Source organism: Beutenbergia cavernae DSM 12333 (assembly GCF_000023105.1).
Taxonomy (GTDB): Bacteria; Actinomycetota; Actinomycetes; order Actinomycetales; family Beutenbergiaceae; genus Beutenbergia; species Beutenbergia cavernae.
Window position 1 is genome coordinate 740,907 of record NC_012669.1, and the last position, 24,624, is coordinate 765,530.

The window sequence follows — 24,624 nt, forward strand, 5'->3', positions numbered from 1 at the left end:
GGTGGCGACCATGGCCCGCGAGGCGAGTGACGCCGTCGAGCTCGAGATCGCCGACAAGGTCGTCCGCCTCACGCACCCGGACCGCGTGTACTTCCCGGAGCACGGGTACACGAAGCGGGACCTCGCGGAGTACTACGTGGCCGTGGGTGACGGGATCGTCCGTGCCCTGCGGGAGCGGCCGTGCATGCTGCACCGGTTCCCGAAGGGCATCGCGGAGAAGAAGGTCCACCAGAAGCGCGTGCCCGCCGGGGCGCCACCGTGGGTGCGGACGGTGCGGGTCGAGTTCCCGCGCTACGGCCGGCACGCGTACGAGCTGTGCGTGACCGAGCCGGCGCAGGTGATCTGGGCGGTCCAGATGTCGACAGTCGAGTTCCACCCCTGGAACTCCCGCGCCGCCGACACCGAGAAGCCCGACGAGTGGCGCATCGACCTCGACCCGGGGCCGGACTGCCCGTTCTCCCGCGTGCAGCGCGTGGCCGGCGTCGTGCACGAGGTGCTGGACGAGCTGGGCGCGGTGGGGTGGCCGAAGACGTCGGGCGGGTCGGGGCTGCACATCTACGTGCGGATCGAGCCGCGGTACGGGTTCAAGGACGTGCGGCGTGCTGCGCTGGCGTTCGCGCGGGAGATCGAGCGTCGGGCGCCCGACGACGTCACGACGACGTGGTGGACCCGCGACAGGGATCCGGCGCTGCTGTTCGTCGACTACAACCAGAACGCGCGCGACCACACGATCGCCGCCGCCTACTCGGTCCGCGGGGTGCCGGACGCGCGGGTGTCCGCACCGATCACGTGGGCGGAGGTGCCCGACGTCGACCCGCACGACTTCACGATCGGCACGATGCCGGACCGCTTCGAAGCGCTCGGCGACCTGCACGCCGGGATCGACGACGCGGTGTTCTCCATCGAGCCGTTGCTCGAGTGGGCGGAGCGGGACGAGCGCGCGGGCGCCGATGCCGGTGGCCCCACGGACGAGGCGGACGACGCGGACGAGTCGGACCAGGAGGAGCACGCATGAAGCTGGCGGAGGCACTCGCCCGGCGGGCCGAGCTGACGCAGAGGTTCCAGGAGCTGCGCGGGCGGGCGGTGGCCTCGGCCCGGCACCAGGAGGGCGACCAGCCGGACGAGGATCCGGGTGAGCTCCTGGCCGAGGCGGAACGGGTCGCTGCGGAGCTCGAGGAGCTCATGGCACGGATCAACGCCACGAACCTGGCCACGGAGGTCGAGCCGGGCCTGACCGTGACCCGGGCGCTCGCGAGACGGGACGTGCTGCGGCTGCGCCGCGACCTGCGCGTGGACCTCGCGGACGCCGGCTCGGTGGGCCAGGGCGGCAGGTTCGGGCGCTCCGAGATCAAGTCGGTGTCGTCGGTCGACGTGCGCGCGCTGCGGCACGACGCCGACGCTCTGGCGGCCGAGCTGCGGGCCCTCGACTCGCGGCTCCAGGCAACGAACTGGACGACGGAGGTGGTCGACGGCTGAGCGATGGCAGTCGGTAGTCGCCGACCGAGCCGCGGGCGGACGCAACCCCCTTCACAGGAAACGGCTCACGCCGTGTCGCCCGGAGGGCAGGGCACGCAGTGCACAGGGCAGCCCTGGCACGACGCACATGCGTACCCGGCAGCACGCACAGCGCAGCACCGCGCGTCGACGTGACCCGGGAGGCGACGAGGGTGGGAACGGGGACCTGCCATCGCCGTGGACCTCAGCCGTCGCCACCTGCCGTCGTCACGCCCGAGCGGGCGTGACGACGGAGTGCCGGACCTCACGGCCGGTGATTTGGGAGGGGGTGCGGGCGGCAGGTACAGTTGTCGCCGCTGCCCGGGCCGGCTCCCGACGGCAGCGCGCCGCCTTAGCTCAGTCGGCAGAGCGATTCACTCGTAATGAATAGGTCGTGGGTTCGATTCCCACAGGCGGCTCCCTCGAACGCCCCGCACCGGTGATCCGGGCGGGGCGTCTCGCTGCCCGGTGGCGGCGCATCGGGCGCGGGCGGCGCGACGCGACCTACGCCGGGCGCGGGGCGTACATGATGACGGCGACGCCCGCCAGGCACAGGAGCGCGCCGACGACGTCCCAACGGTCCGGGCGGAAGCCGTCGACCACCATGCCCCAGGCGAGGGAACCGACGACGAAGACACCGCCGTAGGCCGCGAGGATGCGACCGAAGTGTGCGTCGGGCTGCAGCGTGGCGAAGAAGCCGTACAGGCCGAGCGCGACGACTCCGGCGCCGATCCAGATCCAGCCCTTGTGCTCACGGACGCCTTGCCACACGAGCCAGGCGCCGCCGATCTCGAACAGGGCCGCGGCGACGAACAGGATGATGGAGCGGGTCAGCGTCATCGGGGGTCCTCGCTGGTCGGCACCAGACGATCGAGCATCTCCCGGGCGTCGGGTGGGGCGGTGATCGTGAGGTCGAAGGTCGGTCCGTGCAGGTCGATCCGGAACGCGTAGAAGGCGCAGCACTCCTGCTCAGCGGCAGCGAGAGCGGTGATGCGCGCGAGGTGCGTGAGGGGCAGGGTCATCCGCAGGCCGTCCGGGACGTCTCGACGCTCCGATCCGGAGAGCGCGTCGTGCCACTCGGCGAGCCGTGCCTCGACGTCGCCCGAGCCGAGCGAGCACGCGAGCGGCGCCGGACTCGGCGCGACAGGCGCCTCGGGCACCACGGGCAGGGCGGGCGGGGCGGCGCGCGGCCGGTCGAGGAACGTGCAGCCGGCGTCACAGGGTTCCTCGCGATCCGGCAGCGCGTCGAGGCGGCGGATCGCCGTGGTGAGCGTCCCCCGGAGTGCGGCGAGTGCGGCGATCCGATCGTCGACCTGCGCGGCTCGTTCGGACATCATCGGCCGGTAGCGCGCCCGGACGCTGTGGCACGGCTCCGACTCCCACGCGTCGACGAGCTCGCGCACGGACGACAACGGGAGGTCGAGGTGCTTGGCCTGGGCGATGAACGCCAGCCGGTCCAGCGCCGTCGGCTCGTACTCGCGGTACCCGTTCTCGGCACGTGCCGCGGGCAGCAGGCCCTCGGCCTCGTAGTACCTCAGCGTCGACGCCGGAACGCCGCTGCGCGCGGACACCTCGGAGATCCTCATCCCGCTCATCCCAGGACGGTAGACCTTCAACTCGACTCGAAGGTCAAGCCGCGGGCCGGCCAAGGAACCCTGGTCAGCGGTTTCCACGGTCCTGACCATTCGCAGCCCGTGTCCGGTACGCTTGAGGGCAGTTGCAGTGCTTTGAGCGTCACATCGGCCCACTCGCGTGGGGCGTGGTTCCATCCGGAGCAGACGGCGAACACCGTGACGGCGAGTCCGACAGTCGGGCTCGTCTCGCTTTGAATGGAGTACCCATGACCATCGGAACCGTGAAGTGGTTCAACGCCGAGAAGGGCTTCGGCTTCATCGCCCCCGAGGACGGCTCTGCTGACGTCTTCGCCCACTACTCGGCGATCGTCGCCGACGGCTTCCGCTCGCTGGAGGAGAACCAGCGCGTGGAGTTCGACGTCACGCAGGGCCCCAAGGGCCCGCAGGCGTCCAACATCCGGCCGCTCTGAGCACCACCGGTCACTGAGCACGACGCCCCCGCCACGCGCGGGGGCGTCGTGCTATCCGCGCCGCGCCCCGGCAACAGACGCCTGCGCCCGGCCCAGCCCCGGAGAGGGACAGCGTGACCGCAGCGACCAGCACCACCGATCGACCCGATGCGCCGACGCGACCACGCGACGCGCACGTCAACCCGTACACGGAGCTCGCCGCGCGCATCCGCGCCGAGGGCTTCCTCCGTCGCAGGTACGGCTACTACGTCCTGCGCTCCGGCGCCGTTCTCGGCCTGCTCGCGGCGACGACCGCCGCGTTCGTCGTCATCGGCGACTCCTGGTGGCAGATGGTCACCGCCGTGATCTTCGGGGTGCTGTTCACCCAGGCGGCGTTCCTGGGGCACGACGCCGCCCATCGTCAGGTGTTCGCGTCGGGTCCGCGGAACGAGTGGGCGGGCATCCTGCTCGCGAACCTCGTCGTCGGCATCAGCATCGGGTGGTGGCAGAGCAAGCACACCCGGCACCACGCGAACCCGAACAAGGTGGGGGCTGACCCGGACATCGCGCCCGGCGTCGTGGCGTTCACCGAACGGGTGGCGGACGGACGCCGGACACCGATGGGGCGGTGGCTCACGGCACGGCAGGGCTGGCTGTTCTTCCCGCTGCTGCTCCTCGAGGGCCTCAACCTGCACGTCCAGGGCGTCCGGCGGGTGCTCGCGCCGGAGCCCGTCAAGCGCCGCGGCCTGGAGATCACGCTGCTCGCCGTGCGCCTGGTCGGGTTCATGGCCCTGACCTTCTGGGTGCTCTCGCCCGGGGTGGCCTTCGCCTTCCTCGGCGTCCAGCTCGCCGTGTTCGGCGTCTACATGGGCGCGTCGTTCGCGCCGAACCACAAGGGCATGCCAGTGGTGCCGGCCGACGTCACCATCGACTTCCTCAACCGGCAGGTCCGGATGAGCCGCAACATCAGCGGCGGGGCGTTCATGGACCTGCTCATGGGTGGCCTCAACCTCCAGGCTGAGCACCACCTGTTCCCGAGCATGCCGCGCCCGAACCTGCGCCGGGTCCAGCCCATCGTCCGCGCGTACTGCGCCGAGCACGGGATCCCCTACACCGAGACGACGATCTGGCAGTCGTACGGGATCGTGATCCGGTACCTCAACGAGGTCGGCCTGCGGGCGCGCGACCCGTGGGCGTGCCCGCTCGCCACGCAGCTGCGCTGACGACGCCGCACGGTATGTTCCCCGCGCGTGCCGCCGTGGGTGGTTCGCGGTAGACAGAGGGCATGTCGGTACTCCTGCGCTCGGTCGTCCTCGGGCTGGCGGCCGGTGGGCGCTCCACGCTCGCCGTCGCCGCCCCTGTCCTCGTCGCCGCCGGCCGCCGCCAGGGTGCCGGTCCCGCAGCGGCCCGGTTCGCCGCCGGAGCGGCAGTCGCGGCGGAGCTCTTCGGTGACAAGCTCCCCACGGCTCCTAGCCGCCTGGAGAGCCCGGCGTTCCTCGGCAGGCTCGTCGCCGGGGCCGTCGGCGGCCTCGCCGTGAGCCGGCTCGCCGGCCGGTCGTGGGGCGCGTCGCTGCTGCCGGCCGCGGGCGGTGCGGCCGCGGCGTGGGCGGGCTCCGTGGCGGGCGCGTCGTGGCGGGCGGCCGCGGGCCGTTCGGACGTGTCGTTCCTGCGCGACGACGCGCGGGCGGCCGTCATCGAGGACGCAGCAGCTCTGCTCCTGGCGCGCGCCTCCGTGGCCGGGCTCTGAATCTTGGTCGCGCGCAGCGCCGGACTGCTGCTCTTTCGCCGCGCGGACGACGCCGTCGAGGTGCTGCTCGGGCACATGGGCGGGCCGCTCTGGTCACGGCGGGAGCGGGCCTGGACGATCCCGAAGGGCGAGCACGCCGACGACGAGGACCCTCACGACGCCGCCCTGCGCGAGTTCGCGGAGGAGCTGGGGACGGCGGCGCCGCCGGGCGACGACGTCGACCTCGGCGAGATCCGGCAGCGCGCCGGCAAGGTGGTGCATGCGTGGGCTCGCGAGGCCGACCTCGACGCCTCGACCATCACCAGCAACACGTTCGAGATGGAGTGGCCGCCGCGATCGGGCCGGCGGCAGTCGTTCCCGGAGCTCGACCGCGCCGCGTGGGTGCCGCTGGCGAAGGCGCGCGGTCTCGTCGTCGCCGGTCAGGTCGAGCTGCTGGATCGCCTCGCCGAGCGGCTGTCGGGCTGACGCCGGCGCCCTCGGCCGGTCTCGCCGAGTGCGTGACTTCGCCCGGACTCCGCGGCGCGTCGGCGGAAGGGAGCACGCACTCGGCCGGCCGCGGGCGGATCCGGGACCTCAGGCGCCGCCGCGGGCGGCATCGGCGCGCTCGACGATGACGGCGATGCCGTCGAGCAGCGTCCGCACCCCGAAGCCCTCGGTCCACAGCTCCGCGACGTCCGCGTCGCCGTCGTCGGGCCGGAACGCGGCTGCGAGGTGCGGGAACATCGCCGAGTCGGCGTGGGCGAGGATCGTGGCCGTGACGTCGGGCGCCGCCGAGCCCGCCGCCGCCTCCTCCACCACGAGACGACCCTCCGCCAGCAGGAACGCAGCCATGAGGCCGACGAGCGACAGCTTCTCCCCGGCGGTCAGGCGGGTGCCGCGGAACGCCCCGACCGCCCAGTCGACCCAGCGCATCCGGTTCGGGCCGGTCTCCATCGTGGTCAGCGTGAGCTGGAACATCCAGGGGTGCTCCTGGATGAGGTCGAGCTGGACGAGCGCCCACCGTTCGAGTGCCGCGCGCCAGTCGTCGTCCGGCGGCCCGAGCAGGTCGTAGGCGTCGGGGGCGATGCGGTCGGCCATGAGCGCCAGGACGTCGTCCTTGCTGCTGACGTAGCGGTAGAGCGCCATCGTGCTGACGCCGAGCTCCTTCGCGAGCCTGGACATCGAGAGGGCCGCGAGCCCCTCGTCGTCGGCGACGCCGATCGCCGCCGCCGCGATGGCGTCGACGGTGAGGGAGGGGCGAGGGCCGCGCCGCGGGAGGCGGTCGGTGCCCCACAGCACGCGCAGCGCGGACGGGACGGCGTCGTCCGGCCGTTCGTCCTCGCGACCCGCGCGATCCTCGGTGTCCATTGACGGCATCCTAGAACTGTGTATAGCGTACGCCTGACAGCGTGCACCATACACAGTTACGGGACCCGACCATGGACACAGCTCACCGAGGCGGCGGGACGGCCGGCGACGTCGTCGTCAGCGCCCAGGGCCTCACCAAGCGCTTCGGCGCCACCCGCGTGCTGGACGGCATCGACCTCGAGCTGCGCCGCGGCGAGGTCCTCGCGCTCCTCGGCCCGAACGGGGCGGGGAAGACCACGACCGTCCGGATCCTCGCCACCCTGCTGCGACCCGACGCCGGCAGCGTGAGCGTGTGGGGCCACGACGTCGTCCGCGAGGCACGCCGCGTCCGCGACCTCATCAGCCTCACCGGGCAGTTCGCCGCCGTCGACGAGAAGCTCACCGGGGCTGAGAACCTCGTGATGATGGGCCGGCTGGCGCACCTGCCGCGCCGCGCCGTCGCACCGCGGGCCGCCGAGCTCCTCGACGCGTTCGGGCTCACGGACGCCGCCGACCGGCGCGTCGAGACGTACTCCGGCGGCATGCGGCGTCGCCTCGACCTCGCCGCCGGGCTCCTCGGCCGGCCGAGCGTGATCTTCCTCGACGAGCCGACCACCGGGCTCGACCCGCGCAGCCGCCAGGCGATGTGGGACGTGATCCGCGACGTCGTCGCCAACGGCGCGAGCCTCTTCCTCACCACGCAGTACCTCGAGGAGGCCGACCGGCTCGCCGACCGCATCGCGCTTCTCGACGACGGCGGCATCGTCGCGGAGGGCACCGCCGCGCAGCTCAAGGCGCGGGTGGGGGAGGCGAGCGTCGAGATCGTCACCGGCGGGGCCGACGACGGCGCCCGGCTCGCCCATGTGTTCGGGGTCACCCCGATCGGGGCGACGGTGCGCGTGCCGACGGACGGTTCGGTCGGCCACGTCCGCGACGTGCTGGACGCCGTCGACGGCGCCGGGGTCGCTGTCGAACGGTGGGACGTGCGGACGCCGTCGCTCGACGACGTGTTCCTCGCCCTCACCGGCCACGCCGCGCGCACCCGGCCAGACGCCGGCAGCGCGACGTCGACCACCGACGAGCAGGACCGGACGGAGGTGGCGGCATGACCGCGCTCGCCGCCCGGCCGCCCGCCGACCTCGCCCCCGCGACCTCCGGCGTCGCCCGCCTGCGGGAGTGGTGGCGCGACGCCGCCACGATGTCCGGCCGAGCGCTGCGCCTCGTCACGCGCGACCCGGACTCGCTCGTGCTGGGCGTGGTCCTGCCGATCATGCTCATGGTGCTGTTCGTGTACGTCTTCGGCGGCGCGTTCGCCGTCGGGACCGAATACCTCAACTACGTGACCCCCGGCATCATCCTGCTGTGCGCCGGGTACGGCGCCGCGAACACGGCGATCGGCGTCGCGCGCGATGCCACGACCGGCGTCATCGACCGGTTCCGGTCCATGCCTCCTGCGACGTCGACGGTGCTGGTGGGCCACGTCGTCGCGAGCGCCGCGAAGAACCTCGCGACCACCGCCGTCGTGTTCGGTGTCGCGTTCATCATGGGATTCCGGCCGGGAGCCTCGCTGCTCGAGTGGCTGGGCGCCGTCGGCGTCATCCTCCTCTTCGTGCTCGCGATCACGTGGGTCGCCGTGTTCGTGGGCGTCTCCGTGCGCTCCGAGGAGGCGGCGAGCGGGTTCACGTTCTTCATGCTGTTCCTGCCGTACGTCTCGAGCGCGTTCGTGCCGCCGGAGACGATGCCCGCCTGGCTGCGCGGCTTCGCCGAGCATCAGCCGGTGACGCCGGTGATCGAGACCATCCGGGGGCTGCTCGTCGGGACGCCGATGGGCAACGCGCCGCTGCTCGCGGTGGTGTGGTGGGTCGGCATCGGGGCAGCGTTCGCCGTCGCGGCGGGCATCGTGTTCCGGAACAAGGGACGCTGACGCTCGACGGGCGACGCCGGGCGGTCCGTGCCTAGCCTTGTCGCATGGCACAGATCGCGATCGTCGGTGGTCACGGCAAGATCGCCCGGCTCCTCATCCCGCTGCTCGTCGCGCGCGGGGACACGCCCGTCGCGCTCATCCGCAACCCGGAGCACGCGCCGGACGTGCGGGACGCGGGCGGCGTCCCGCGCCTGCTCGACATCGAGGCTCAGGACGCGGCCGCGTTCGCCGGCGCGTTCGGCCGCGCCGACGCCGTCGTCTTCGCGGCCGGGGCCGGTCCCGACGGGCGGGTCGACCGGAAGACGAGCGTGGACCTGCAGGGAGCGTTGAAGTCGATCGAGGGCGCCCGTTCCGCGGGTGTGCGCCGGTTCGTGCAGGTGTCGGCGATCGGCGTCGACGAGCCGGTGGGCGACGACGCGACCGAGGTGTGGGCCGCGTACGTCGCCGCGAAGCGGGACGCCGACGCCGCGCTCCGTGACTCCGGCCTGGAGTGGACGATCATCCGCCCGGCCCGACTCACGGACTCGCCGGGCACGGGGCTCGTCAGCCTCGCGCGGTCCCTCCCCGGGGGCGAGGTGCCGCGGGCCGACGTCGCGGCGGTGCTCGCCACCGTGCTCGGCAGTCCGTCGAGCGTCGGTCACCAGTGGGACCTCGTGGGCGGCACGACGCCGGTGCTCGAGGCCGTCGCGACCGCCATCGAGGCCGAGCGCGGCTGAGCCACTAGCCTCGCGCGGTCGGGCCCGTCCAGAGGCGGGCTCAGCCGTCGGTGCGGATCCAGGTCTCGTGGTCGCGCAGCACCCCAGGTCTGCGGCTCGCCGGTGACGGCGACGTCGGTGAGCCAGACCGTGCGATCGGCATCCCAGCCGGCGAGCACGGAAGCTGCGCCGTCGACGGGGACCGCGCGGCCCGCCGTCGTGAGGTAGCCCGCGACCGTGAGGTGCACGCCGTCGTACTCCCGGCCGACGGCCGCCCAGTCGGGGATCACCCACGCGCCGTCGCGCCCGGTGGTGCGGAACCAGTCGTGCCGGCGGCACGCCGTCACGTCCAGCGGGTGCCGGCGGCACAGGTCGGCCCAGGCGTCCGGGCCGGTGATCTCGTACACGCGGGCCTGCGGGGGGACGGCGACGGCGCGGACCGTGGCGGCGCCGTCGTCGAACCGGTCCTCCACGAACCACAGGCCCGCCGGCCCGCTGGAGCCGAGCGCCCGGGTGGAGCCGGTGAGCGCGTGCGGCGGGATCGACCACCACGAGCCGGAGAACGAGGCGCGGACGTCGCGTGGGTACTCCCGCGCCGCCCGTTCCTCGGCCTGAGCCGTCTCGGCGCGCCAGGTGGCGAGGTGGTCGACGACGGCGCCCGTGAACGGCGCGTAGATCTGGCTGTCCCGTGCGTCAAGGGTGGCCACGAGCTGCGCGGACCGCTCGATCGGCGTCGTCCACCAGGCCGCGTGGGGCGCGGAGACGACGGCCTGCGCCGTCGGCAGCAGCGCCTCTCGGACGTCCGGCGTCGCGGCCAGGACGTCCTCGCCGTCCGGCTCCTGCCAGTAGCGGGCGACGTCGACGGCGTCGCGGAGCGCCACCAGGAGATCGGCCTCGGTCGGTGACGGCGTGGGCGTGCCGCGGAAGAGCCCCGCCACCTCGGCGGGCGACGGCGTCGGCACCTCGTGCTCCGACGGGTCGGATCCGTCGGAGACGGCCGTCAGACGCACCCGCGACGTGCCCGCGCCTGGATCCAGCGCGAAGGCCGCGGCGGACGCTGCGACGGCGAGGCCGCCGTCGTCGTCCCGGACGGCGGTGGCCAGCTCGAGGCAGAGCCGCCGGCCGCGTGGGCCCGCGAGCAGCTCCCTCGCGGAGATCACGCGCGGCTCAGAGCTCGGCGACGCGGCGCCAGAGGTCGACGCCCGACTCCACGGCGAAGCCGTCGATGTCGGCCAGCTCGTCGTCGGTGAACGACGCGTTCTCGAGCGCGGCGAGGTTCTCGGCGACCTGCTCGACCCGCGACGCGCCGATCAGCGTCGAGGCGACGGTCGGGCGGCGCAGCACCCACACGAGCGCCATCTGCGCGAGCGTCTGCCCGCGGCGCCGAGCGATGCCGGCGAGGCCGCGCACCCGGGCGAGCACGTCGTCGTCGATCCGGATGCCACGGTTCGCGGCGCGCTGGACGCCGTCGGGATCCTCCGCGTACCGGTCCGACAGCACGCCCTGCGCGAGCGCCGTGAACGCGATCGCGCCCATGCCGACGTCGTCCAGCACGTCCGTCAGGCCACCCTCCACCCAGCGGTTCAGCAGGTTGTAGGACGGCTGGTGGATGACGAGCGGCGTGCCGAGCTCGGCGGCGACGGCGGCCGCCTCGCGGGTGCGCTCCGCCGAGTAGGAGGAGATGCCGACCCAGCGGGCCTTGCCCTGCCGCACGGCCGTGTCGAGCGCGCCGATCGTCTCGGCCACGGGCGTGCCGTCGTCGAACCGGTGGCTGTAGAAGATGTCGACGTAGTCGAGGTTCATGCGGGCCAGCGACTCGTCGAGGCTGGAGAGCAGGTACCCGCGGGAGCCGAGCTGGCCGTACGGGCCGGGCCACATGTCCCAGCCGGCCTTCGTCGAGATGATCAGCTCGTGCCGGTACGGCGCGAAGTCCTTGAGCATGACCCGGCCGAAGTTCTCCTCGGCGGCGCCGTACGGCGGGCCGTAGTTGTTCGCCAGGTCGAGGTGCGTGATGCCGTGGTCGAAGGCGTAGCGCAGGATCTCGCGCTGCGTCGCGAACGGGCGGTCGTCGCCGAAGTTGTACCAGAGGCCGAGCGAGATCGGCGGGAGCAGCAGGCCGGACGTCCCGACCCGGCGGTAGTCGGTGATCGCGTAGCGGTCTGCCGCGGCGACATACGGGCGGTGGGTCTCCGGCACGGGGGAGTCGTAGCGAGGCACCCGCCCAGCCTAGGCCGGGCGGGTGCCTCGGGAACCGTCTCGGGGGAGGGTCAGGCGTCGCCGATGCGGCGTCCCCGCTCGTGCCACGCCGCGACCACCGACGGCCGCGGGATCGAGGTCCCGCCGTCGGGCCAGTGCGACAGCGGGTTCTCGAACGAGGCGCCGTCCAGCTCGCCCGGGTGCTGCACGCACACGAGCACCCGCTTGTCCTGCACGAGCGGCCCGCACGTCTCGGCGCCGTGCGGCACGGTGAGGAACTGCTTGACCTGGCCGCGGTACCGCCCATCGGTCGCGACGCCGAACAGGCCGTCGTTCGTGCCGAGCGCGTTCCCGTCGGTGCTGATCCAGAGGTTCCCGTGGTCGTCGAACGTGAGGTTGTCCGGGCAGGAGATCGGCGACACCTGGCTCTTGTCGTAGCCGGCGAAGTACGTGCTCGGGTCGGCCGGGTCGCCGCACAGCAGGAAGATCCGCCACGCGAAGGCCCCGGCGCCGGAGTCCCGGCGCTGCTCGACGAGCTCGACGACGTGCCCGTGCTTGTTGGCCGTGCGCGGGTTCGCCTCGTCCGGCCCGGGGTTGGCGCCGGTACCGCGGGCCGTGTTGTTCGTCAGCGCGATGTACACGGTCCCCGTGCGCGGGCTGGGCTCCACGTCCTCCGGCCGGTCCATCTTCGTGGCGCCGACGGCGTCGCCCGCCTGCCGCGTGAAGAGCAGCACCTCCTCCGCCGTCATCCCCGGCACGTGCGACACGTGCCCGCGGCGGTCGTCGCTGGTGACGAGCGGGATCCACTCGCCCGACCCGTCCCACTCGCCGTCGGCGGGCAGGGCACCGTCGCCGAGGATCTCCTCCGGCGGCGAGTCACCGGTGAACCGGGCGACGTAGAGGGTGCCGTTGTCGAGCAGCGTGCCGTTGTGGTCGGAGTCCCGGCGGGAGACGCGGTCGCGCGAGACGAACTTGTAGAAGTAGTCGAACCGTTCGTCGTCACCCATGTACAGGGCGACGCGTCCGTCCCGCGTGACGCGCGGGTACGCGGCCTCGTGCTTGAAGCGACCGAGCGCCGTGCGCTTCTTCGGCGTGGAGCTCGGGTCCATCGGGTCGACCTCGACGATCCACCCGAACCGGTTCACCTCGTTCGGCTCGGCGGCGAGGTCGAACCGCTGATCGAACTGCTCCCACCTGCGGTCGGTCGAGCCGCCCGGCAGGCCGTACCGGCGCAGCCGCTCGCGCGTCACGGGGTCGGTCACGGCGTCGGCGCCGGCGAAGTACTGGTTGAAGTTCTCCTCGGCGGTCAGCCACGTGTTCCACGGCGTGATGCCGCCGGCGCAGTTGTTGAGCGTGCCGAGCACGGTCCGGCCGTCCGGGTCGGCGCTCGTCCGGACGAGCTCGTGGCCCGCCACCGGCCCTGTCAGGGCGAACTCGCTCGTGGTGTGCAGGCGCCGGTTGAGCGGGTGGTCGACGACGACGCTCAGCGCCCCGGATCCGCGGCCGCGACCGCGGCGCTCTTCGACGACGACGACCGTCAGGCCGTGCGCCGCCCACGCGATCTCGACCTGCTCCGCCGTCGGCGCCTCGGGGTCGTAGGCGGGGAACATCATCGGCTCGTCCGTGTACTCGTGGTTGACCACCATCGCGAACTGGCCACGGCCGAGGTCGAACATGTCGAGGTGGTCGTTGTTGTAGCCGAACTGGCGCTGCTGGGCGGCCGCCGTCTGCGCGGACGGGTCGAACGCCGGGGCGTCGGAGAACAGCGGGTCGCCCCAGCGCAGGAAGGCCTCCGAGACGTATCCGGGCGGCGTCGTGACCGCGTCGGCGGTGTTCGGCGCCACCGGGGTGAACGCGAGGCCCCGTGCGCTGCCCCGGCCCCCGTGCGCTGCAGCGGGCTGCTGGCCGAGGACGCCGACCGCGCCGGCGGCCGCCACGACGGCACCCACCTTGAGCAGGTTGCGACGCGAGATCCCCGCGGCGACGACGTCGCCGAACGTCTCCCCGCGTGACGTGTTGGGGACGTCGTGGAAGCACGCGTCCCCGCACCGGTACCGGCAGGTGAGCGCCGAGCGGTTGCCGCCGTGCCCCAGCAGCGGCAAGGGCCGGCGGGGCGGGGTCGGGCGCCCGGTGGACGGGATGGTCTCGGTCATCGTGACTCCTCCTGGTGGGTCGACGCGAAGCACGCTAGGCCTCGCGCCGCGCCGTGATGGTGAACGGCGGATGAGCGCTCGATGACCACTTGCGCACCTCATGCGTTCCGGGTGATTCCCTGCCGGAGGGCGGTCCACGGTGTGCCGACGCCGCGGCTGCGCGCCATGATGCTCCTGCGGTGGACGGCGTGCGGCGCCGTCGTGACGCGCGAGCCGAGGGGCCACGATGGACGAGCAGGACGACGCACAGCTGCGGGCACGACTCGCGCAGCTCGAGCAGGAGAACGCCTCGTTGCGGGCACGGCTGGAGGGGCCGGCCGACGCCGTCGCTCCGGTCGCCGCACCGGCACCACCTTCGCGCGGTCGGGGCCGCGCGGCCCTCGCGACGGTCCTCATCGTCCTCGGCTGCCTGCTCGCCCCGCTCGCCGTCGTCACCGGCTGGGCGAAGGCCACGCTCACCGACACGGATGCCTTCGTCGCGACCTACGCGCCGCTCGCCGAGGATCCCGAGGTCCAGGCGTTCGTCACCGACCAGGTGATGGACGCGATCACGTCGCAGGTCGACGTCGAGCAGATCACCTCCGACGCGATCGACGCCGTCATCGACCTGGGCACGGGCCCGCGCGCGACGACGGCGCTCGAGGCGCTGAAGGGTCCGGCGGCGAGCGGGCTGACGGGCCTCATCGAGAACGGCGTCTCGCGGTTCGTGACCTCCGACGCGTTCGCCACGGCCTGGACCGAGGCGCTGCGCATCAGCCACACGCAGGCGACCGGCACGCTGCAGAACGACCCTGACGCGGCGCTCGTCATCACCGACGAGGGCACGCTCGGCATCCAGCTCGGCCCGATCGTCGAACGGGTCAAGACGGCGCTCGTCGACCGCGGGATCACGTTCGCGGCGAACATCCCCGAGGTGAACCGCACGATCGTCGTCGCCGAGTCCGATGCGCTCCCGACGGCGCAGCTCGCGTACAGCACGGTCGTCACCGTGGGCACGTGGCTGCCGTGGGTGGCGCTCGCCCTCCTCGCCGGGGGAGTCCTCGTCGCCCGGCGGAAGAGCACGGCACTCGTGCGGGCGGCGATCGGGCTGGCGCTCGCGGCGGGCGTCCTCGCGCTCGCGTTCGCGGTCGGGCGGACGGCCGTCGTCGCCGCACTCCCGGCGTCGACGGTGCCCGGCGACGTCGCACGCCTGCTGTACGACACGGCTGTGGACCGGATGCGGGCGACGACGACGGCGCTGCTGGTGCTCGCGGTCGTCGTCGCCGTGGTCGCGTGGCTGGCCGGGCCGTTCGGCGTGCCCACCCGGCTGCGCGACGCCTACTCCGGCGCCGTCGCCGGCCTGCGCTCGTCAGCGGAGGAACGCGGCGTGACCACGGGATCCGTGGGCGAGTGGGTGTTCCGGCACCGCACCCTCCTGTTCGCGGCGATCGCCGTCATTCCCGCGGCGGTGCTCCTCCTCAGCCGGCCGCTGACGTCCGGCACGATCCTCGGTTGGCTCGTCGCAGCGGTGGTGGCCGTCATCGTCGTGACGTTCGTCGAGCGGCCGCCCGGCACGGCGGCCGGCGCCGGGCCCGCGGACCGGGCAGACGGCGTCGTCCTCACGGGTCCCGGATCCGGGTGAGCTCGGTCGGCTCCGGGTGAGCGAGCCGAGAGCCCGGGTGGGATGAGCTGCCGGTGATCTTCCCGAGCGCGGGGCACGCGAGCACGACGCGGGCGGTGCTCCAGCGGCGGCTCGCCCGCGAGGGCGCCTTCACCCGCGGTCTCCTCCCGCGAGGGCGCCCTCACCCGCGCGTGGCGGGCAGAACGCGCGGTTCCGGGTGCGTTCGGCGGTCGGGGCCGGCAGGAGATGGTGCAAGATTCCCGTGGGGCGCGACACATGAGCCGTGAGGCCGTTCCGTCCGGGACCGGCCCCGACTCCGCCGCTCGCCCTCCCGAGGAATCGGAGCCCTTCGTGGACGACCGCGCCGATGCGTTCTCGAGCCGCTGGTTCGAGGAGACCTTCCGCGCGCACGCGAGCGCGATCGTCCGGTACTTCGCCCGCCGCGGCCCGCGGCAGGACGCCGACGATCTCGCGGCCGAGGTGTTCGCGATCGCGTGGCGCCGGCGCGACGACGTCCCGCGCGGCGCCGAGCTGCCGTGGCTGTACCGCACCGCCGGCTACGTGCTCGCCAACCACCGCCGCAAGCACCGCGACGTGCCCGTCGACGACCTGCCGGACCACCCGAGCGGCGCACCCGGCGGCGGCGACCCCGCGCTCGCCGTCGTCACCGACGCCGAGCTGCGCGGCGCGCTGGCCTCGGTGTCGGAGCGCGACCGGGCGATCCTCCTGCTGCACGCGTGGGAGGGCCTGAGCGGCGCGGAGCTGGCGGACGTCCTCGGCATCTCGCGCTCGGGGGCCGACGCCGCGCTGTCGCGTGCCCGGAAACGGCTGCGGGAGGCGTGGCCCGACCGGATGGCGGTGTGACGCTGCAAGGTTCGCCACGGGCGGCACACAGACCCCACGAGAGCAGCTCCCGGGCACCGGGGCGCACGGAACGAACGGACAACTCATGACGGACGAGGTCGAGCGGACCGACCCCACGCTCGAGCGCTTGCGCGACGCCGACCCGGCCCGCGGCGTCGCCGCTGACCTGCCGTCGCTGCGCGCGAACGTCGCCGCGCGCGTCGGCGTCGCCGGCCCCTCGCACCTGCCCGACTCCGCGCGGGACCTGCCGATCGAGCTCCCGGGTGACGACGCCGCCGTCGTCCCGATGGCCCGGCGCACCCGCAGCGGCCTGCTCCGCGCCGCGGGCGTCGCGGCCGCGCTCGCGCTCGTCGCCGTGGGCGGCTACGGGCTGGGTGCGGTCACGATGTCGGGCGGTACCCCGAGCGCCGAGGACGCCGGGGGCGCCGAGGAGGCCGGCGCCGCGGATACGGAGAACAGCGAGGACGCCGACGGGGCGGCGCCGCCGATCGCCCTCGACGCACCGGCGAACCCGCAGGACGGCTCCGGCACCGACGAGGCGGGCGGGGCGGACGTGGCGTCGTCGTGGGCCGCGGGACGGATCGTGTTCACCGCGTCGGGGCTGTCCGGCGAACCAGGCGTCAGGCCGGGCTGGGGCCTCGACGCCACTGCTGCTGCGACTGCCGAGCGCGCCGCGCAGGCGGCGGCGGTGCTCGGCGTGGACGGCAGGCCCGAGCTGCGCGACGGCGCCTGGTACGTCGGCGCCGAGGGTGAGCTGAGCATCTCGCTCGACGGGACGGCGTCGCTGAACTACTACCTGTCGGCGCTCGACCCGGGCGCCTGCGACAGCGAGGAGGGCTGCGCCACCCTGGACGACGGGAGCGAGCGGCCCAGCGACGACGCCGCGATCGCCGCGGTGCGGGACGTCATGGCGGCCCTCGGCGTCGACCCGGCGTCGTACGCGTTCGAGGTGCAGCCGGACGCGGGGTCCGCGACGGCCTACGTCACGGCCGAGCTGGTGATCGACGACCAGCGGACGGGGCTCATGTGGAGCGGCACCGTCGGCCCGTCCGGACCGATCTCGCTGTGGGGGAGCCTCGCCGACGTCGTCGCGCTCGGCGACTATCCGGTGGTGAGCGAGCAGGAGGCCTTCGAGCGGCTCAGCGACCCGCGGTTCGGCGCGTCACCGACGGCGTGGCCGCTCGCGGCGACGGCCGACGACATGGCCGAGGAGTACACGCCGCCGACGGCGCCTCCCGTTGTTCCGGCGACTGGTGCACCGGTGTCGTGGCCGGTCGGGGAGGTCGCACTCACAGGCGCGCGGCTCGGCGTCGCCACCCACTACCAGAGCGACGGGTCGGTGCTGCTCGTGCCGACGTACGAGTTCACCGACGCCGACGGCGGGACCTGGACGGTCGTCGCCGTCGCCGACGACCGGCTCGACTTCTCGAGCTGATCCCACGACGTCCGGCTCCGCTCCGGAGGAGGGACCGGGGCGGAGCCGGATAACCTCGCCCCCGTGACGCCGTCGGACATCCGCCGCCCGCTCGTGGCCGCGCACCGCGGCGCGAGCGCCACGCACCCGGAGAACACGCTGCTCGCGTTCCGGGCCGCCGTCGACGCCGGGGCCGACGCGATCGAGCTCGACGTGCGGTGCAGCAGCGACGGCGTGCTCGTCGTCATCCACGACGCCACCCTCGACCGGACGACGGACGGGCACGGCCCGGTCGCCGCCCACCGCGCCGCCGAGCTCGTGCGTCTCGACGCCGGCGGGTCCGGACTCCCGACCCTCGAGGAGGTGGCGGAGCAGATCGGGGTGCCGCTCCTGGTGGAGGTGAAGTCCGCCGACGCCGCGCCGGTACTGGCCCGGCTCCTGGTCGCCGAGCCGCGGTTCGCTGCGCGGGTGCGCGTCATGTCGTTCCGGGCCGACCACCTGCGCGTCGTCGCGCAGTACGCACCGGACGTGCCGCGGGTGCTCGTGACCAGGTGGCCGGGCCGGGCAGCGCTCGCGCGGGCCGCGGCGGTCGGCGCCGTCGGCGTGAACGCGTTCTGGCCGAGCGTGACGCCCGGCTCCGTGGCCCGTGCCCGGGCCGGCGGGCTCGGCGTGCTGACGTGGGGTCTGGGGGAGAGGAACCTTGAGCGGCGCCTCGCGCGCGCCGTCGGGCTCGGCGTCGACGTCGTCATCGTCGACGACCCCGGCCTGGCGCGGGCGGCGCGCGACGCCGCCCGGGGATGAGGACGCGGCGACGATCTGCGGGTCGTCGTGGGCCGCCGGACGGCGGCGGCATGAGGGATTCGGGCGGTGGCCGGCCCCCGGAGGTACTGTGGTTTTCGTCACCGTCCCTCAGGGACCGGGGGTTGTGAACCGCGCAACCACGCGAAAAAACAGTGCGGTCCCGCGAGAACAGCGGCGTGCTCCATGCCCGACGATGAACGCGAGTTGACCGAATGTTGAGACGAGACGTGATGGTGTGAGCTCCATGAAGACGACGGTGCAGAAGTTTGTGTGGGGCGGACTCGCCCTCGGGGCGATCGTGGCACTCTCGGCGTGCTTGAACGCCGATGGCGGCGACGACGAGACCGGCGGCACCGCGGGTGGTGGGTCCACGACCACGGCGTGCGACGCCTTCTTCGCGGCTGAGGAGGAGAGGCCGGACGGATACGGCTCCCTCGCGGAGCGTGTCGAGACGGAGCTCACGAACGTCAACGGCGTCGAGGCGACGACCGACGACCTCTCGGCGATGCGGTCCACGTTGTTCCAGATCGAGGTCGCCCTGACGGACGCCTCGGACACCCCGGAGGACGTCGCGGAGCTCATCGGCCAGATCCAGGCGCCCTACGACGAGGTCGACGAGTACTACGCCACGAGCGCCACCGAAGAAGCGCCCGAGCCGCTCGTGCTCGACACGCAGGCTGCGCTCGACGCGATCGAGCCGCTCCGCGAGGCCTGCGACGCAGGCTGACGCGCCGGGTCGCGATCGCCGCGGAACGAGGGGCGGCACACCACGCGAGGTGTGCCGCCCCTCGTCGTCGTGGCGCGTCGCAACAGCGCCGCGCGGTGGACGGACTACCGTGGGCGCGTCCCGGGACGAGGAGGCGGCTCGGCATGACGGTCGGATCGACGGCACGACGTTCGCCGGGTAGCCGGGTGCTCGTCCCGCTCATCGCGGCCGTGCTCGGAGCCCTGCTCACGGCGTGCACGCCGCCCGGCGGCGAGAGCGAGCCGACCCCCACGCCGTCGCCCACTCCCAGCGCGAGCACCGCGCCCAGCCCGGAGCCGAGCGGTGAGCAGTCCACGGGAGGCTCCGCCACCCCGACGGGTCAGTTCTTCCGCGGCCTCCCGCCCGGCGTCGAGAGCGTGCCCGGTTCCGCGGGGCAGGCGGGGGCCGGCTGGAGCGACGCCGAGCGTCAGCTCTTCGTCGTGACGTTCGGGTCGAGCACCTGCCCGCTCGTCGGCGTCGGGGTCACCGGGTCGGAGGAGGGCCTGCTCACCGTGGAGCTCGTCGAGACCGGCGGGGACATCTGCACCACGGACATCGTGCCGACGACGTCGGTCGTCGAGGTGCCCGGATCGGTGAGCCGCGACGACGGGATCGTCGTCGTGCTGGGTGACCTCGGCGAGGTCTCGCTGCCCGCATGGGACGGCGCCACGGTCATGGCCTGGCTGCCGAACGCCTGAGCGACGGCCAGCGCGGCCGTGGGAGACTGCCGCGGGTGAGCACCCCCGCCCGAGTCCGTGCCCCTCACCTGGCTCGGGACCTGGCCGACGCCGTCGCCGGCGGGGTCGACGACAGCGCCCGCCGCCGCGCGGAGTACTCCTCGGACGCCTCGAACTACCGCGTCGTGCCGCAGGTGGTGGTGTTCCCGGCGTCCACCGACGACGTCGTGGCGGCGCTCGGGGTCGCGCGGGAGCACGGGGCTCCGGTGACCGCCCGCGGCGGCGGCACCTCCGTGGCCGGCAACGCCGTCGGGCCGGGCGTCGTCCTCGACTTCTCGCGTCACCTCGACGCGATCCTCGACGTCGACCCGACCTCGCGGACGGCGCGGGTGCAGCCGGGGGTGGTCATGTCGTCCCTGCAGGCCGCGGCCCGGCCGCACGGCCTGCGCTTCGGCCCGGACCCGAGCACGCAGGCGCGCGCCACGCTCGGCGGGATGATCGGCAACAACGCGTGCGGACCGCACGCCGTCGCCTGGGGGCGGACGGCCGACAACGTGCGCGCCCTCGAGGCGATCGACGGCACGGGCCGCGCGTTCACGGCGGCGTCCGGGCGCGGTGCGCTCGACGCCGTGCCCGGCCTGGAGCGGCTCGTCGCCGACCACCTGGCGCTGATCCGCACGGAGCTCGGGCGGTTCTCGCGGCAGGTCTCCGGCTACTCCCTGGAGCACCTGCTCCCGGAGAACGGGTCGAACCTCGCGCGGGCGCTCGTCGGGACCGAGGGCACGCTCTTCACGCTCCTCGAAGCCACGGTGGACCTCGTCCCGATCCCGGCGGCGCCCATCCTCGTAGCGCTCGGGTACCCGGACATGGCGAGCGCCGCCGACGCCGTCCCGGCGCTCCTGCCGCACGCACCGCTCGCCGTCGAGGGCATGGACGCGCGGCTGGTCGACGTCGTGCGGCGGCACCACGGCACCGTGCCGGAGCTGCCGCCGGGTGGGGGATGGCTGCTCGTCGAGGTCGGGGGAGCCGACGACGCCGACGCGCTCGCCCGCGCGAAGGCCATCGCCGCCGACGCCGGCACGTCCGCCGCGCGGGTCGTCCCCGCGGGTGCGGAGGCGGCCGCCATGTGGCGCATCCGGGAGGACGGCGCCGGCCTGGCGGGACGGACGCCGTCGGGCGACCAGGCGTGGCCGGGCTGGGAGGACGCCGCCGTGCCGCCGGAGCGGCTCGGTGCCTACCTGCGCGAGTTCGAGCAGCTCATGGCGAGCTACGGCGTCGACGGTCTGCCGTACGGGCACTTCGGTGACGGCTGCGTGCACGTGCGGATCGACGTGCCGCTCGACCGACGGTCCGACCTGCCGGGATTCGAGAGCTTCATGGTCGACGCCGCGCGGCTCGTCGCGGCGCACGGCGGATCGTTGTCCGGCGAGCACGGCGACGGCCGGGCTCGCAGCGCGCTGCTCGGGGAGATGTACTCCGCCGAGGCGCTCGACCTGTTCGGCGCCGTCAAGGCCCTGTTCGACCCGGCGGACGGACTCAACCCCGGCGTCCTCGTGCGGCCCGCACCGATCACCACCGACCTGCGCCGCCCAGCCGCCCGGCCGCTGCCGATCGTGAGCTCCGGCTTCGCCTTCCCGCACGACGGTGGCGACCTCACCCGGGCGGTGCACCGGTGCGTCGGCGTCGGGAAGTGCCGCGCCGACACCTCGGCAGCTGGCGGGTTCATGTGCCCGTCCTACCTCGCGACCCGCGACGAGAAAGACTCCACGCGGGGCCGCGCCCGGGTGCTGCAGGAGCTCGCGAACGGCACGCTCGTGCGCGGGTGGGACTCGCCGGAGGTCGCCGAGTCGCTCGACCTGTGCCTCTCGTGCAAGGCGTGCGGCCACGACTGCCCGGCCGGCGTCGACATGGCCACGTACAAGGCGGAGGTCACGCACCGCCGGTACCGGCGCCGGCTGCGGCCGGTCACCCACTACGCGCTCGGCTGGCTGCCCCGGTGGGCGCGCCTGACGACGGCGATCCCCGCCGTCGCCGGCCTGGCGAACCTCGCGCTGCGGGTCGCGCCCCTGCGGAAGGCGGTCCTGGCGGCGGGCGGGATGGACACCAGGCGGACCGTGCCGGCGTTCACGACCCGCCGCTTCTCGCGGTGGTTCGCCGCGCGCCACGCGGATCCTCTCGCGGTGGCGCAGAAATCCTCTCGCGGTGGCGCAGAAACCCTCTCGCGGTCGCGCAGAAACCCTCTCGCGGTGGCACCGGAATCCTCTCGCGAAGGTGGGGGCGGGCGTGAGGTGCTGCTCTGGGCCGACTCGTTCAGCGAGTACCTCGCCCCGGACGGCGCGCAGGCGATCGTGCGCCTGCTCACCGACGCCGGCTACACCGTGCGGATCCCGTCGGAGCCGGCCTGCTGCGGGCTCACGTGGATCTCGACCGGGCAGCTGGACGGCGCCCGGCGTCGCCTGACCCAGACGCTCGACGTGCTGAGCCCGGCCGCGCTGGCGGGCATGCCGATCGTCGGCATCGAACCGTCGTGCACGGCGGTGCTGCGGTCGGACCTCGGCGAGCTGTTCCCTGACGACCCCCGAGCCGCCGCCGTCGCGGCGGCCACCCGCACGCTGGCGGAGCTCCTCACGGACCCGGAGCTCGGGCCCGGCGAGGACTGGTTCGCCGCGCTCGACGGTGCGCTCGCCGGGGTGCCGGTGGTCGCGCAGCCGCACTGCCACCAGCACGCCGTCATGGGGTACGAGCGGGACCTCGAGCTCCTGCGGCGGGCCGGCGCCGACGTGCAGCCGGTCGCCGGCTGCTGCGGCCTGGCCGGCAACTTCGGGATGGAGCGCGGCCACTACGACGTCTCCGTCGCTGTCGCGGAGAACGGGCTGCTGCCCGCTCTGCGCGCGGCCGGGCCGGATGCGGTACTGCTCGCGGACGGCTTCTCGTGCCGCACCCAGGCCGACCACCTCGTCGGCGTCCGCGGCCGCACGCTCGCCGAGCTGCTCGTCGCGGCCGAGCGCCCCTGACCCGCTGCCGCACCCTTCGCGAGAGGATCTGTGCGCGACCGCGAGAGGATCTGTGCGCGACGGCGAGAGGATCGCAGCGAACCTCTCGCCGTCGCGCACAGATCCTCTCGCGAAGGTGCCGGCCGTTCCGTCGGCCGTCACCGAATCGAGACGTGCGCTTTACCAGAACCTGCGCCGGTACGCACCCGGAGCGGGTTGGTGCATGACACAATGGGGGTCAGTTCCCCACATCGTGAGCCAGGTCGGATGGTGCCGCGGTCGTCATGCCTCTCTTCGAGTTCGAGCACGGTCGACCCGTCCAGGTGCGTCTCGGTCGATCGACCCGGGCCCCGCTCGACGAGCAGGCGCTCGCGCTGGTGCGGGAGTCGGTCCTCGAGATGCTCCTCCTCCCGGTCTTCCCGGTCGCCTGGTGCGACGACGATCCCGACCTCGGGCCCTACCTGCTCACGCTCGACGGCGGCGGCAGCGTGGTGGTCGTGGCGGTGGTCCCACAGCTCGACGAGACCAGGCTCGTGGCCGCGCTCGCCCAGGCGTCCCGGTCCGGTCGGCGTGGCTGGCGCGACGTGGCCGAGGCCTACCCCCCGGGGGTGCCGAGCCTGCGGCGGGACTGGAACGTCTTCCGCGAGACCCTGCCGCCCAGCCCAGCGGCGGTGCCACGCCTCGTCGTCGTCACCGGCGACGCCGTCGGCCCCGCGCGTGACGCCGTCACGCTCCTCGGGGACGCGGGCGTCGTCGTCCACGAGCTGACGGCCCGCGAGCTGGTGCCCGGCCGCGTGGCCCTCGAGCTGACGGCCGTGGAGCCGGTGCCGGTCGCCCCCCGGGAGGTCCGCCTCGAGCTGGGGCCGGCGGCTGCGGTGCGCGCACTGGGGACGGGCGAACCGGCCTCGCCGGTCACGCGGCGTGAGCGACGGCGGCGCGAGACCGAGGGCGAGAGCCCGGCCGCGCCGGTCGTCACCTCCCCGGTGCGGACGCCGCCGCTCGGCATCGCGCGCCCGGCCCCGAACGCCGACCTCGCCGCGGTGGCCGCCCTGGTGGGGGCGGGCACCGAGCTGGTCGCAGCGACCAACGGCGACGTGAGCGACGCCGCCGTCCTCACCGCCGAGGGGCTGCTCGTGCTCGCCGACGGGCGCGTGTTCTCCTCGGTCGACGAGGCGGCGGCCGAGGCGTTGGGCCGCACAGTCGACGACGGGTGGCTGGCCTGGCGGTTCGGGCGCGGCGGGCCGTTCCTCGGCGAGGCGCTGCTCGAGGCGCGCTTCCGCTCGGCCACCGGACGCGCGGGTTCCTTCCGGACCGACGCCGCACCGGTACGGCGGGGGGGCCGGCGCGCGGCGTCCTGAGTCGGGTCAGCCGCGCGCGTCCAGGCGCGACCGGATCTCGCGCACGTCCATCGCCGTCCGCACGCTCGACAGCACGAACTCGAGCAGGATGCGCGCCCAGAGGATCCAGAACACGACAGGGATCCAGCCGAACAGGAGCGCGACGATGCCGAACGCGGGCGACGAGCCGCGCATCCCGCTACCGGCGATGTAGGAGGGCTGGCCGGCGGCGAACCCGACGATCACCCAGAACACCCAGACGAGCGCCCCGATGACGATGCCGAGGATGTAGACGATCTTCACGAGGCCGGGCGTCGCGTACGACTGGAACGAGAAGTCGAACGCCGCGCGGATCGGGATCGCGTCCCGTGGCGGCGCCGCCGGGTACTGGCCCGGGGGCGGTGGAGGGAAGGCGCCGCCGGGGCCGTAGCCCGTGGGTCCGGTGGGTGGCACCCCGCCCTGCTGCGCGGGGTGCGCCTGCGGCTGCCACGGCTGCCCGGGCGGCGGGCCGGGCTGCGGGCCAGGGGGCGGTTGCTGCCCGGGGTGCTGGCCCTGCGGCACGGATCCTGGGTGCTGACCCTCGTCGGGTGGGGGACCGAACGGACCTTGTGGTGTGCTCATGCTTCCCATCCTGC

At 74.1% G+C, this 24,624-nt stretch carries 25 protein-coding genes and 1 tRNA gene; 18 read left to right on the forward strand and 8 right to left on the reverse strand.

What is annotated here, in order from left to right; genetic code table 11:
- The first annotated feature begins 10 nt into the window (after nucleotides 1-10).
- The 3 genes from ligD to BCAV_RS03355 all read left to right on the forward strand — a co-directional run bounded on the left by ligD (nucleotide 11) and on the right by BCAV_RS03355 (nucleotide 1,913).
- A complete protein-coding gene (ligD, locus tag BCAV_RS03345) occupies nucleotides 11-1,015 on the forward strand; it encodes a non-homologous end-joining DNA ligase (RefSeq protein ID WP_012725706.1) in 1,005 nt (334 codons plus the stop codon).
- Entirely contained in the window at nucleotides 1,012-1,476 is a 465-nt protein-coding gene (locus tag BCAV_RS03350) for a DIP1984 family protein (protein ID WP_012725707.1), read from the forward strand. The genes ligD and BCAV_RS03350 overlap by 4 nt, the downstream gene beginning before the upstream one ends.
- A gap of 364 nt (nucleotides 1,477-1,840) precedes the next feature.
- Nucleotides 1,841-1,913, forward strand: a tRNA-Thr gene (locus tag BCAV_RS03355).
- Between the two features lie 85 nt (nucleotides 1,914-1,998).
- On the opposite strand, the gene BCAV_RS03360 is transcribed toward BCAV_RS03355, so the two are convergent.
- On the reverse strand, nucleotides 1,999-2,334 hold the full coding sequence (locus BCAV_RS03360; RefSeq protein WP_012725708.1) for a YnfA family protein: 336 nt from the start codon (nucleotides 2,332-2,334) through the stop codon (nucleotides 1,999-2,001).
- Nucleotides 2,331-3,089, reverse strand: coding sequence for a MerR family transcriptional regulator (locus BCAV_RS03365; RefSeq protein WP_043346500.1), 759 nt, complete (start codon nucleotides 3,087-3,089; stop codon nucleotides 2,331-2,333). The genes BCAV_RS03360 and BCAV_RS03365 overlap by 4 nt, the downstream gene beginning before the upstream one ends.
- A 245-nt stretch (nucleotides 3,090-3,334) precedes the next feature.
- On the opposite strand from BCAV_RS03365, the gene BCAV_RS03370 reads away from it, so the two are divergent.
- The 4 genes from BCAV_RS03370 (at nucleotide 3,335) to BCAV_RS03385 (ending at nucleotide 5,729) form a co-directional block, all read left to right on the forward strand.
- Nucleotides 3,335-3,538 (forward strand): cold-shock protein, encoded by a 204-nt coding sequence (locus BCAV_RS03370; RefSeq protein WP_012725710.1) that lies wholly within the window; start codon nucleotides 3,335-3,337, stop codon nucleotides 3,536-3,538.
- 113 nt (nucleotides 3,539-3,651) lie between these two features.
- A complete protein-coding gene (locus BCAV_RS03375) occupies nucleotides 3,652-4,740 on the forward strand; it encodes a fatty acid desaturase family protein (protein WP_012725711.1) in 1,089 nt (362 codons plus the stop codon).
- A 62-nt stretch (nucleotides 4,741-4,802) separates the two neighbouring features.
- On the forward strand, nucleotides 4,803-5,264 hold the full coding sequence (locus BCAV_RS03380; protein WP_012725712.1) for a hypothetical protein: 462 nt from the start codon (nucleotides 4,803-4,805) through the stop codon (nucleotides 5,262-5,264).
- Nucleotides 5,265-5,267: 3 nt separating this feature from the next.
- Entirely contained in the window at nucleotides 5,268-5,729 is a 462-nt protein-coding gene (locus BCAV_RS03385; protein ID WP_012725713.1) for an NUDIX hydrolase, read from the forward strand.
- A gap of 108 nt (nucleotides 5,730-5,837) precedes the next feature.
- On the opposite strand, the gene BCAV_RS03390 is transcribed toward BCAV_RS03385, so the two are convergent.
- Nucleotides 5,838-6,611, reverse strand: a complete 774-nt coding sequence (locus tag BCAV_RS03390; RefSeq protein WP_012725714.1) for a TetR/AcrR family transcriptional regulator — start codon at nucleotides 6,609-6,611, stop codon at nucleotides 5,838-5,840.
- A gap of 71 nt (nucleotides 6,612-6,682) precedes the next feature.
- On the opposite strand from BCAV_RS03390, the gene BCAV_RS03395 reads away from it, so the two are divergent.
- Genes BCAV_RS03395 through BCAV_RS03405 form a run of 3 tightly spaced genes read left to right on the forward strand, consistent with a single transcriptional unit; the run spans nucleotide 6,683 to nucleotide 9,230 of the window.
- Nucleotides 6,683-7,699 carry a daunorubicin resistance protein DrrA family ABC transporter ATP-binding protein gene (locus tag BCAV_RS03395; protein WP_012725715.1) on the forward strand — a complete coding sequence of 339 codons (1,017 nt, stop codon included), beginning with the start codon at nucleotides 6,683-6,685 and terminating at the stop codon, nucleotides 7,697-7,699.
- Nucleotides 7,696-8,514 (forward strand): ABC transporter permease, encoded by an 819-nt coding sequence (locus BCAV_RS03400; protein WP_012725716.1) that lies wholly within the window; start codon nucleotides 7,696-7,698, stop codon nucleotides 8,512-8,514. Before BCAV_RS03395 ends, BCAV_RS03400 begins: the two co-directional genes overlap by 4 nt.
- A gap of 44 nt (nucleotides 8,515-8,558) precedes the next feature.
- Nucleotides 8,559-9,230, forward strand: a complete 672-nt coding sequence (locus tag BCAV_RS03405) for an SDR family oxidoreductase (RefSeq protein WP_012725717.1) — start codon at nucleotides 8,559-8,561, stop codon at nucleotides 9,228-9,230.
- Here BCAV_RS03405 and BCAV_RS22460 read toward each other — a convergent pair.
- The 3 genes from BCAV_RS22460 to BCAV_RS03420 are packed head-to-tail and all read right to left on the reverse strand — an operon-like array spanning nucleotide 9,152 to nucleotide 13,558.
- Nucleotides 9,152-10,369, reverse strand: coding sequence for a hypothetical protein (locus BCAV_RS22460; RefSeq protein WP_085970011.1), 1,218 nt, complete (start codon nucleotides 10,367-10,369; stop codon nucleotides 9,152-9,154). The two genes, BCAV_RS03405 and BCAV_RS22460, sit on opposite strands and share 79 nt — an antisense overlap.
- Nucleotides 10,370-10,376: 7 nt before the next feature.
- Nucleotides 10,377-11,426, reverse strand: coding sequence for an aldo/keto reductase (locus BCAV_RS03415; protein WP_012725718.1), 1,050 nt, complete (start codon nucleotides 11,424-11,426; stop codon nucleotides 10,377-10,379).
- A 50-nt stretch (nucleotides 11,427-11,476) separates the two neighbouring features.
- Entirely contained in the window at nucleotides 11,477-13,558 is a 2,082-nt protein-coding gene (locus BCAV_RS03420; protein WP_012725719.1) for a PhoX family protein, read from the reverse strand.
- Between the two features lie 226 nt (nucleotides 13,559-13,784).
- On the opposite strand from BCAV_RS03420, the gene BCAV_RS03425 reads away from it, so the two are divergent.
- On the forward strand, nucleotides 13,785-15,179 hold the full coding sequence (locus tag BCAV_RS03425; protein WP_012725720.1) for a hypothetical protein: 1,395 nt from the start codon (nucleotides 13,785-13,787) through the stop codon (nucleotides 15,177-15,179).
- Here BCAV_RS03425 and BCAV_RS22875 read toward each other — a convergent pair.
- A complete protein-coding gene (locus BCAV_RS22875) occupies nucleotides 15,157-15,312 on the reverse strand; it encodes a hypothetical protein (protein WP_012725721.1) in 156 nt (51 codons plus the stop codon). The genes BCAV_RS03425 and BCAV_RS22875 overlap by 23 nt on opposite strands.
- A 197-nt stretch (nucleotides 15,313-15,509) precedes the next feature.
- Here BCAV_RS22875 and BCAV_RS03430 point away from each other — a divergent pair, with 197 nt between their 5' ends.
- The 7 genes from BCAV_RS03430 to BCAV_RS03460 all read left to right on the forward strand — a co-directional run bounded on the left by BCAV_RS03430 (nucleotide 15,510) and on the right by BCAV_RS03460 (nucleotide 24,010).
- Nucleotides 15,510-16,022 (forward strand): RNA polymerase sigma factor, encoded by a 513-nt coding sequence (locus tag BCAV_RS03430; RefSeq protein ID WP_012725722.1) that lies wholly within the window; start codon nucleotides 15,510-15,512, stop codon nucleotides 16,020-16,022.
- A gap of 85 nt (nucleotides 16,023-16,107) precedes the next feature.
- Nucleotides 16,108-17,457 carry a hypothetical protein gene (locus BCAV_RS03435; RefSeq protein ID WP_012725723.1) on the forward strand — a complete coding sequence of 450 codons (1,350 nt, stop codon included), beginning with the start codon at nucleotides 16,108-16,110 and terminating at the stop codon, nucleotides 17,455-17,457.
- A 63-nt stretch (nucleotides 17,458-17,520) separates the two neighbouring features.
- Nucleotides 17,521-18,237: a glycerophosphodiester phosphodiesterase gene (locus BCAV_RS03440; protein WP_012725724.1), complete on the forward strand. Its 717-nt coding sequence runs from the start codon at nucleotides 17,521-17,523 to the stop codon at nucleotides 18,235-18,237.
- A 235-nt stretch (nucleotides 18,238-18,472) separates the two neighbouring features.
- Complete coding sequence (locus BCAV_RS03445; RefSeq protein ID WP_144016699.1) at nucleotides 18,473-18,964, forward strand: hypothetical protein; 492 nt, start codon at nucleotides 18,473-18,475, stop codon at nucleotides 18,962-18,964.
- A 143-nt stretch (nucleotides 18,965-19,107) separates the two neighbouring features.
- Nucleotides 19,108-19,680, forward strand: a complete 573-nt coding sequence (locus tag BCAV_RS03450) for a hypothetical protein (protein ID WP_012725726.1) — start codon at nucleotides 19,108-19,110, stop codon at nucleotides 19,678-19,680.
- Between the two features lie 35 nt (nucleotides 19,681-19,715).
- Complete coding sequence (locus tag BCAV_RS03455; protein WP_012725727.1) at nucleotides 19,716-22,673, forward strand: FAD-binding and (Fe-S)-binding domain-containing protein; 2,958 nt, start codon at nucleotides 19,716-19,718, stop codon at nucleotides 22,671-22,673.
- Nucleotides 22,674-22,936: 263 nt separating this feature from the next.
- Nucleotides 22,937-24,010, forward strand: coding sequence for a hypothetical protein (locus BCAV_RS03460; protein WP_012725728.1), 1,074 nt, complete (start codon nucleotides 22,937-22,939; stop codon nucleotides 24,008-24,010).
- Nucleotides 24,011-24,016: 6 nt separating this feature from the next.
- On the opposite strand, the gene BCAV_RS03465 is transcribed toward BCAV_RS03460, so the two are convergent.
- Nucleotides 24,017-24,610 (reverse strand): DUF4282 domain-containing protein, encoded by a 594-nt coding sequence (locus BCAV_RS03465; RefSeq protein ID WP_012725729.1) that lies wholly within the window; start codon nucleotides 24,608-24,610, stop codon nucleotides 24,017-24,019.
- Nucleotides 24,611-24,624: the final 14 nt, after the last annotated feature.

Coding starts and splice junctions, on each gene's coding strand:
- ligD (WP_012725706.1), top strand. CDS start 11: ATGGCCCGCGAGGCGAGTGACGCCGTCGAGCTCGAGATCGCCGACAAG.
- BCAV_RS03350 (WP_012725707.1), top strand. CDS start 1,012: ATGAAGCTGGCGGAGGCACTCGCCCGGCGGGCCGAGCTGACGCAGAGG.
- BCAV_RS03360 (WP_012725708.1), bottom strand. CDS start 2,334: ATGACGCTGACCCGCTCCATCATCCTGTTCGTCGCCGCGGCCCTGTTC.
- BCAV_RS03365 (WP_043346500.1), bottom strand. CDS start 3,089: ATGAGCGGGATGAGGATCTCCGAGGTGTCCGCGCGCAGCGGCGTTCCG.
- BCAV_RS03370 (WP_012725710.1), top strand. CDS start 3,335: ATGACCATCGGAACCGTGAAGTGGTTCAACGCCGAGAAGGGCTTCGGC.
- BCAV_RS03380 (WP_012725712.1), top strand. CDS start 4,803: ATGTCGGTACTCCTGCGCTCGGTCGTCCTCGGGCTGGCGGCCGGTGGG.
- BCAV_RS03390 (WP_012725714.1), bottom strand. CDS start 6,611: ATGGACACCGAGGATCGCGCGGGTCGCGAGGACGAACGGCCGGACGAC.
- BCAV_RS03395 (WP_012725715.1), top strand. CDS start 6,683: ATGGACACAGCTCACCGAGGCGGCGGGACGGCCGGCGACGTCGTCGTC.
- BCAV_RS03400 (WP_012725716.1), top strand. CDS start 7,696: ATGACCGCGCTCGCCGCCCGGCCGCCCGCCGACCTCGCCCCCGCGACC.
- BCAV_RS03405 (WP_012725717.1), top strand. CDS start 8,559: ATGGCACAGATCGCGATCGTCGGTGGTCACGGCAAGATCGCCCGGCTC.
- BCAV_RS03420 (WP_012725719.1), bottom strand. CDS start 13,558: ATGACCGAGACCATCCCGTCCACCGGGCGCCCGACCCCGCCCCGCCGG.
- BCAV_RS03425 (WP_012725720.1), top strand. CDS start 13,785: ATGGACGAGCAGGACGACGCACAGCTGCGGGCACGACTCGCGCAGCTC.
- BCAV_RS03435 (WP_012725723.1), top strand. CDS start 16,108: ATGACGGACGAGGTCGAGCGGACCGACCCCACGCTCGAGCGCTTGCGC.
- BCAV_RS03450 (WP_012725726.1), top strand. CDS start 19,108: ATGACGGTCGGATCGACGGCACGACGTTCGCCGGGTAGCCGGGTGCTC.
- BCAV_RS03460 (WP_012725728.1), top strand. CDS start 22,937: ATGCCTCTCTTCGAGTTCGAGCACGGTCGACCCGTCCAGGTGCGTCTC.
- BCAV_RS03465 (WP_012725729.1), bottom strand. CDS start 24,610: ATGAGCACACCACAAGGTCCGTTCGGTCCCCCACCCGACGAGGGTCAG.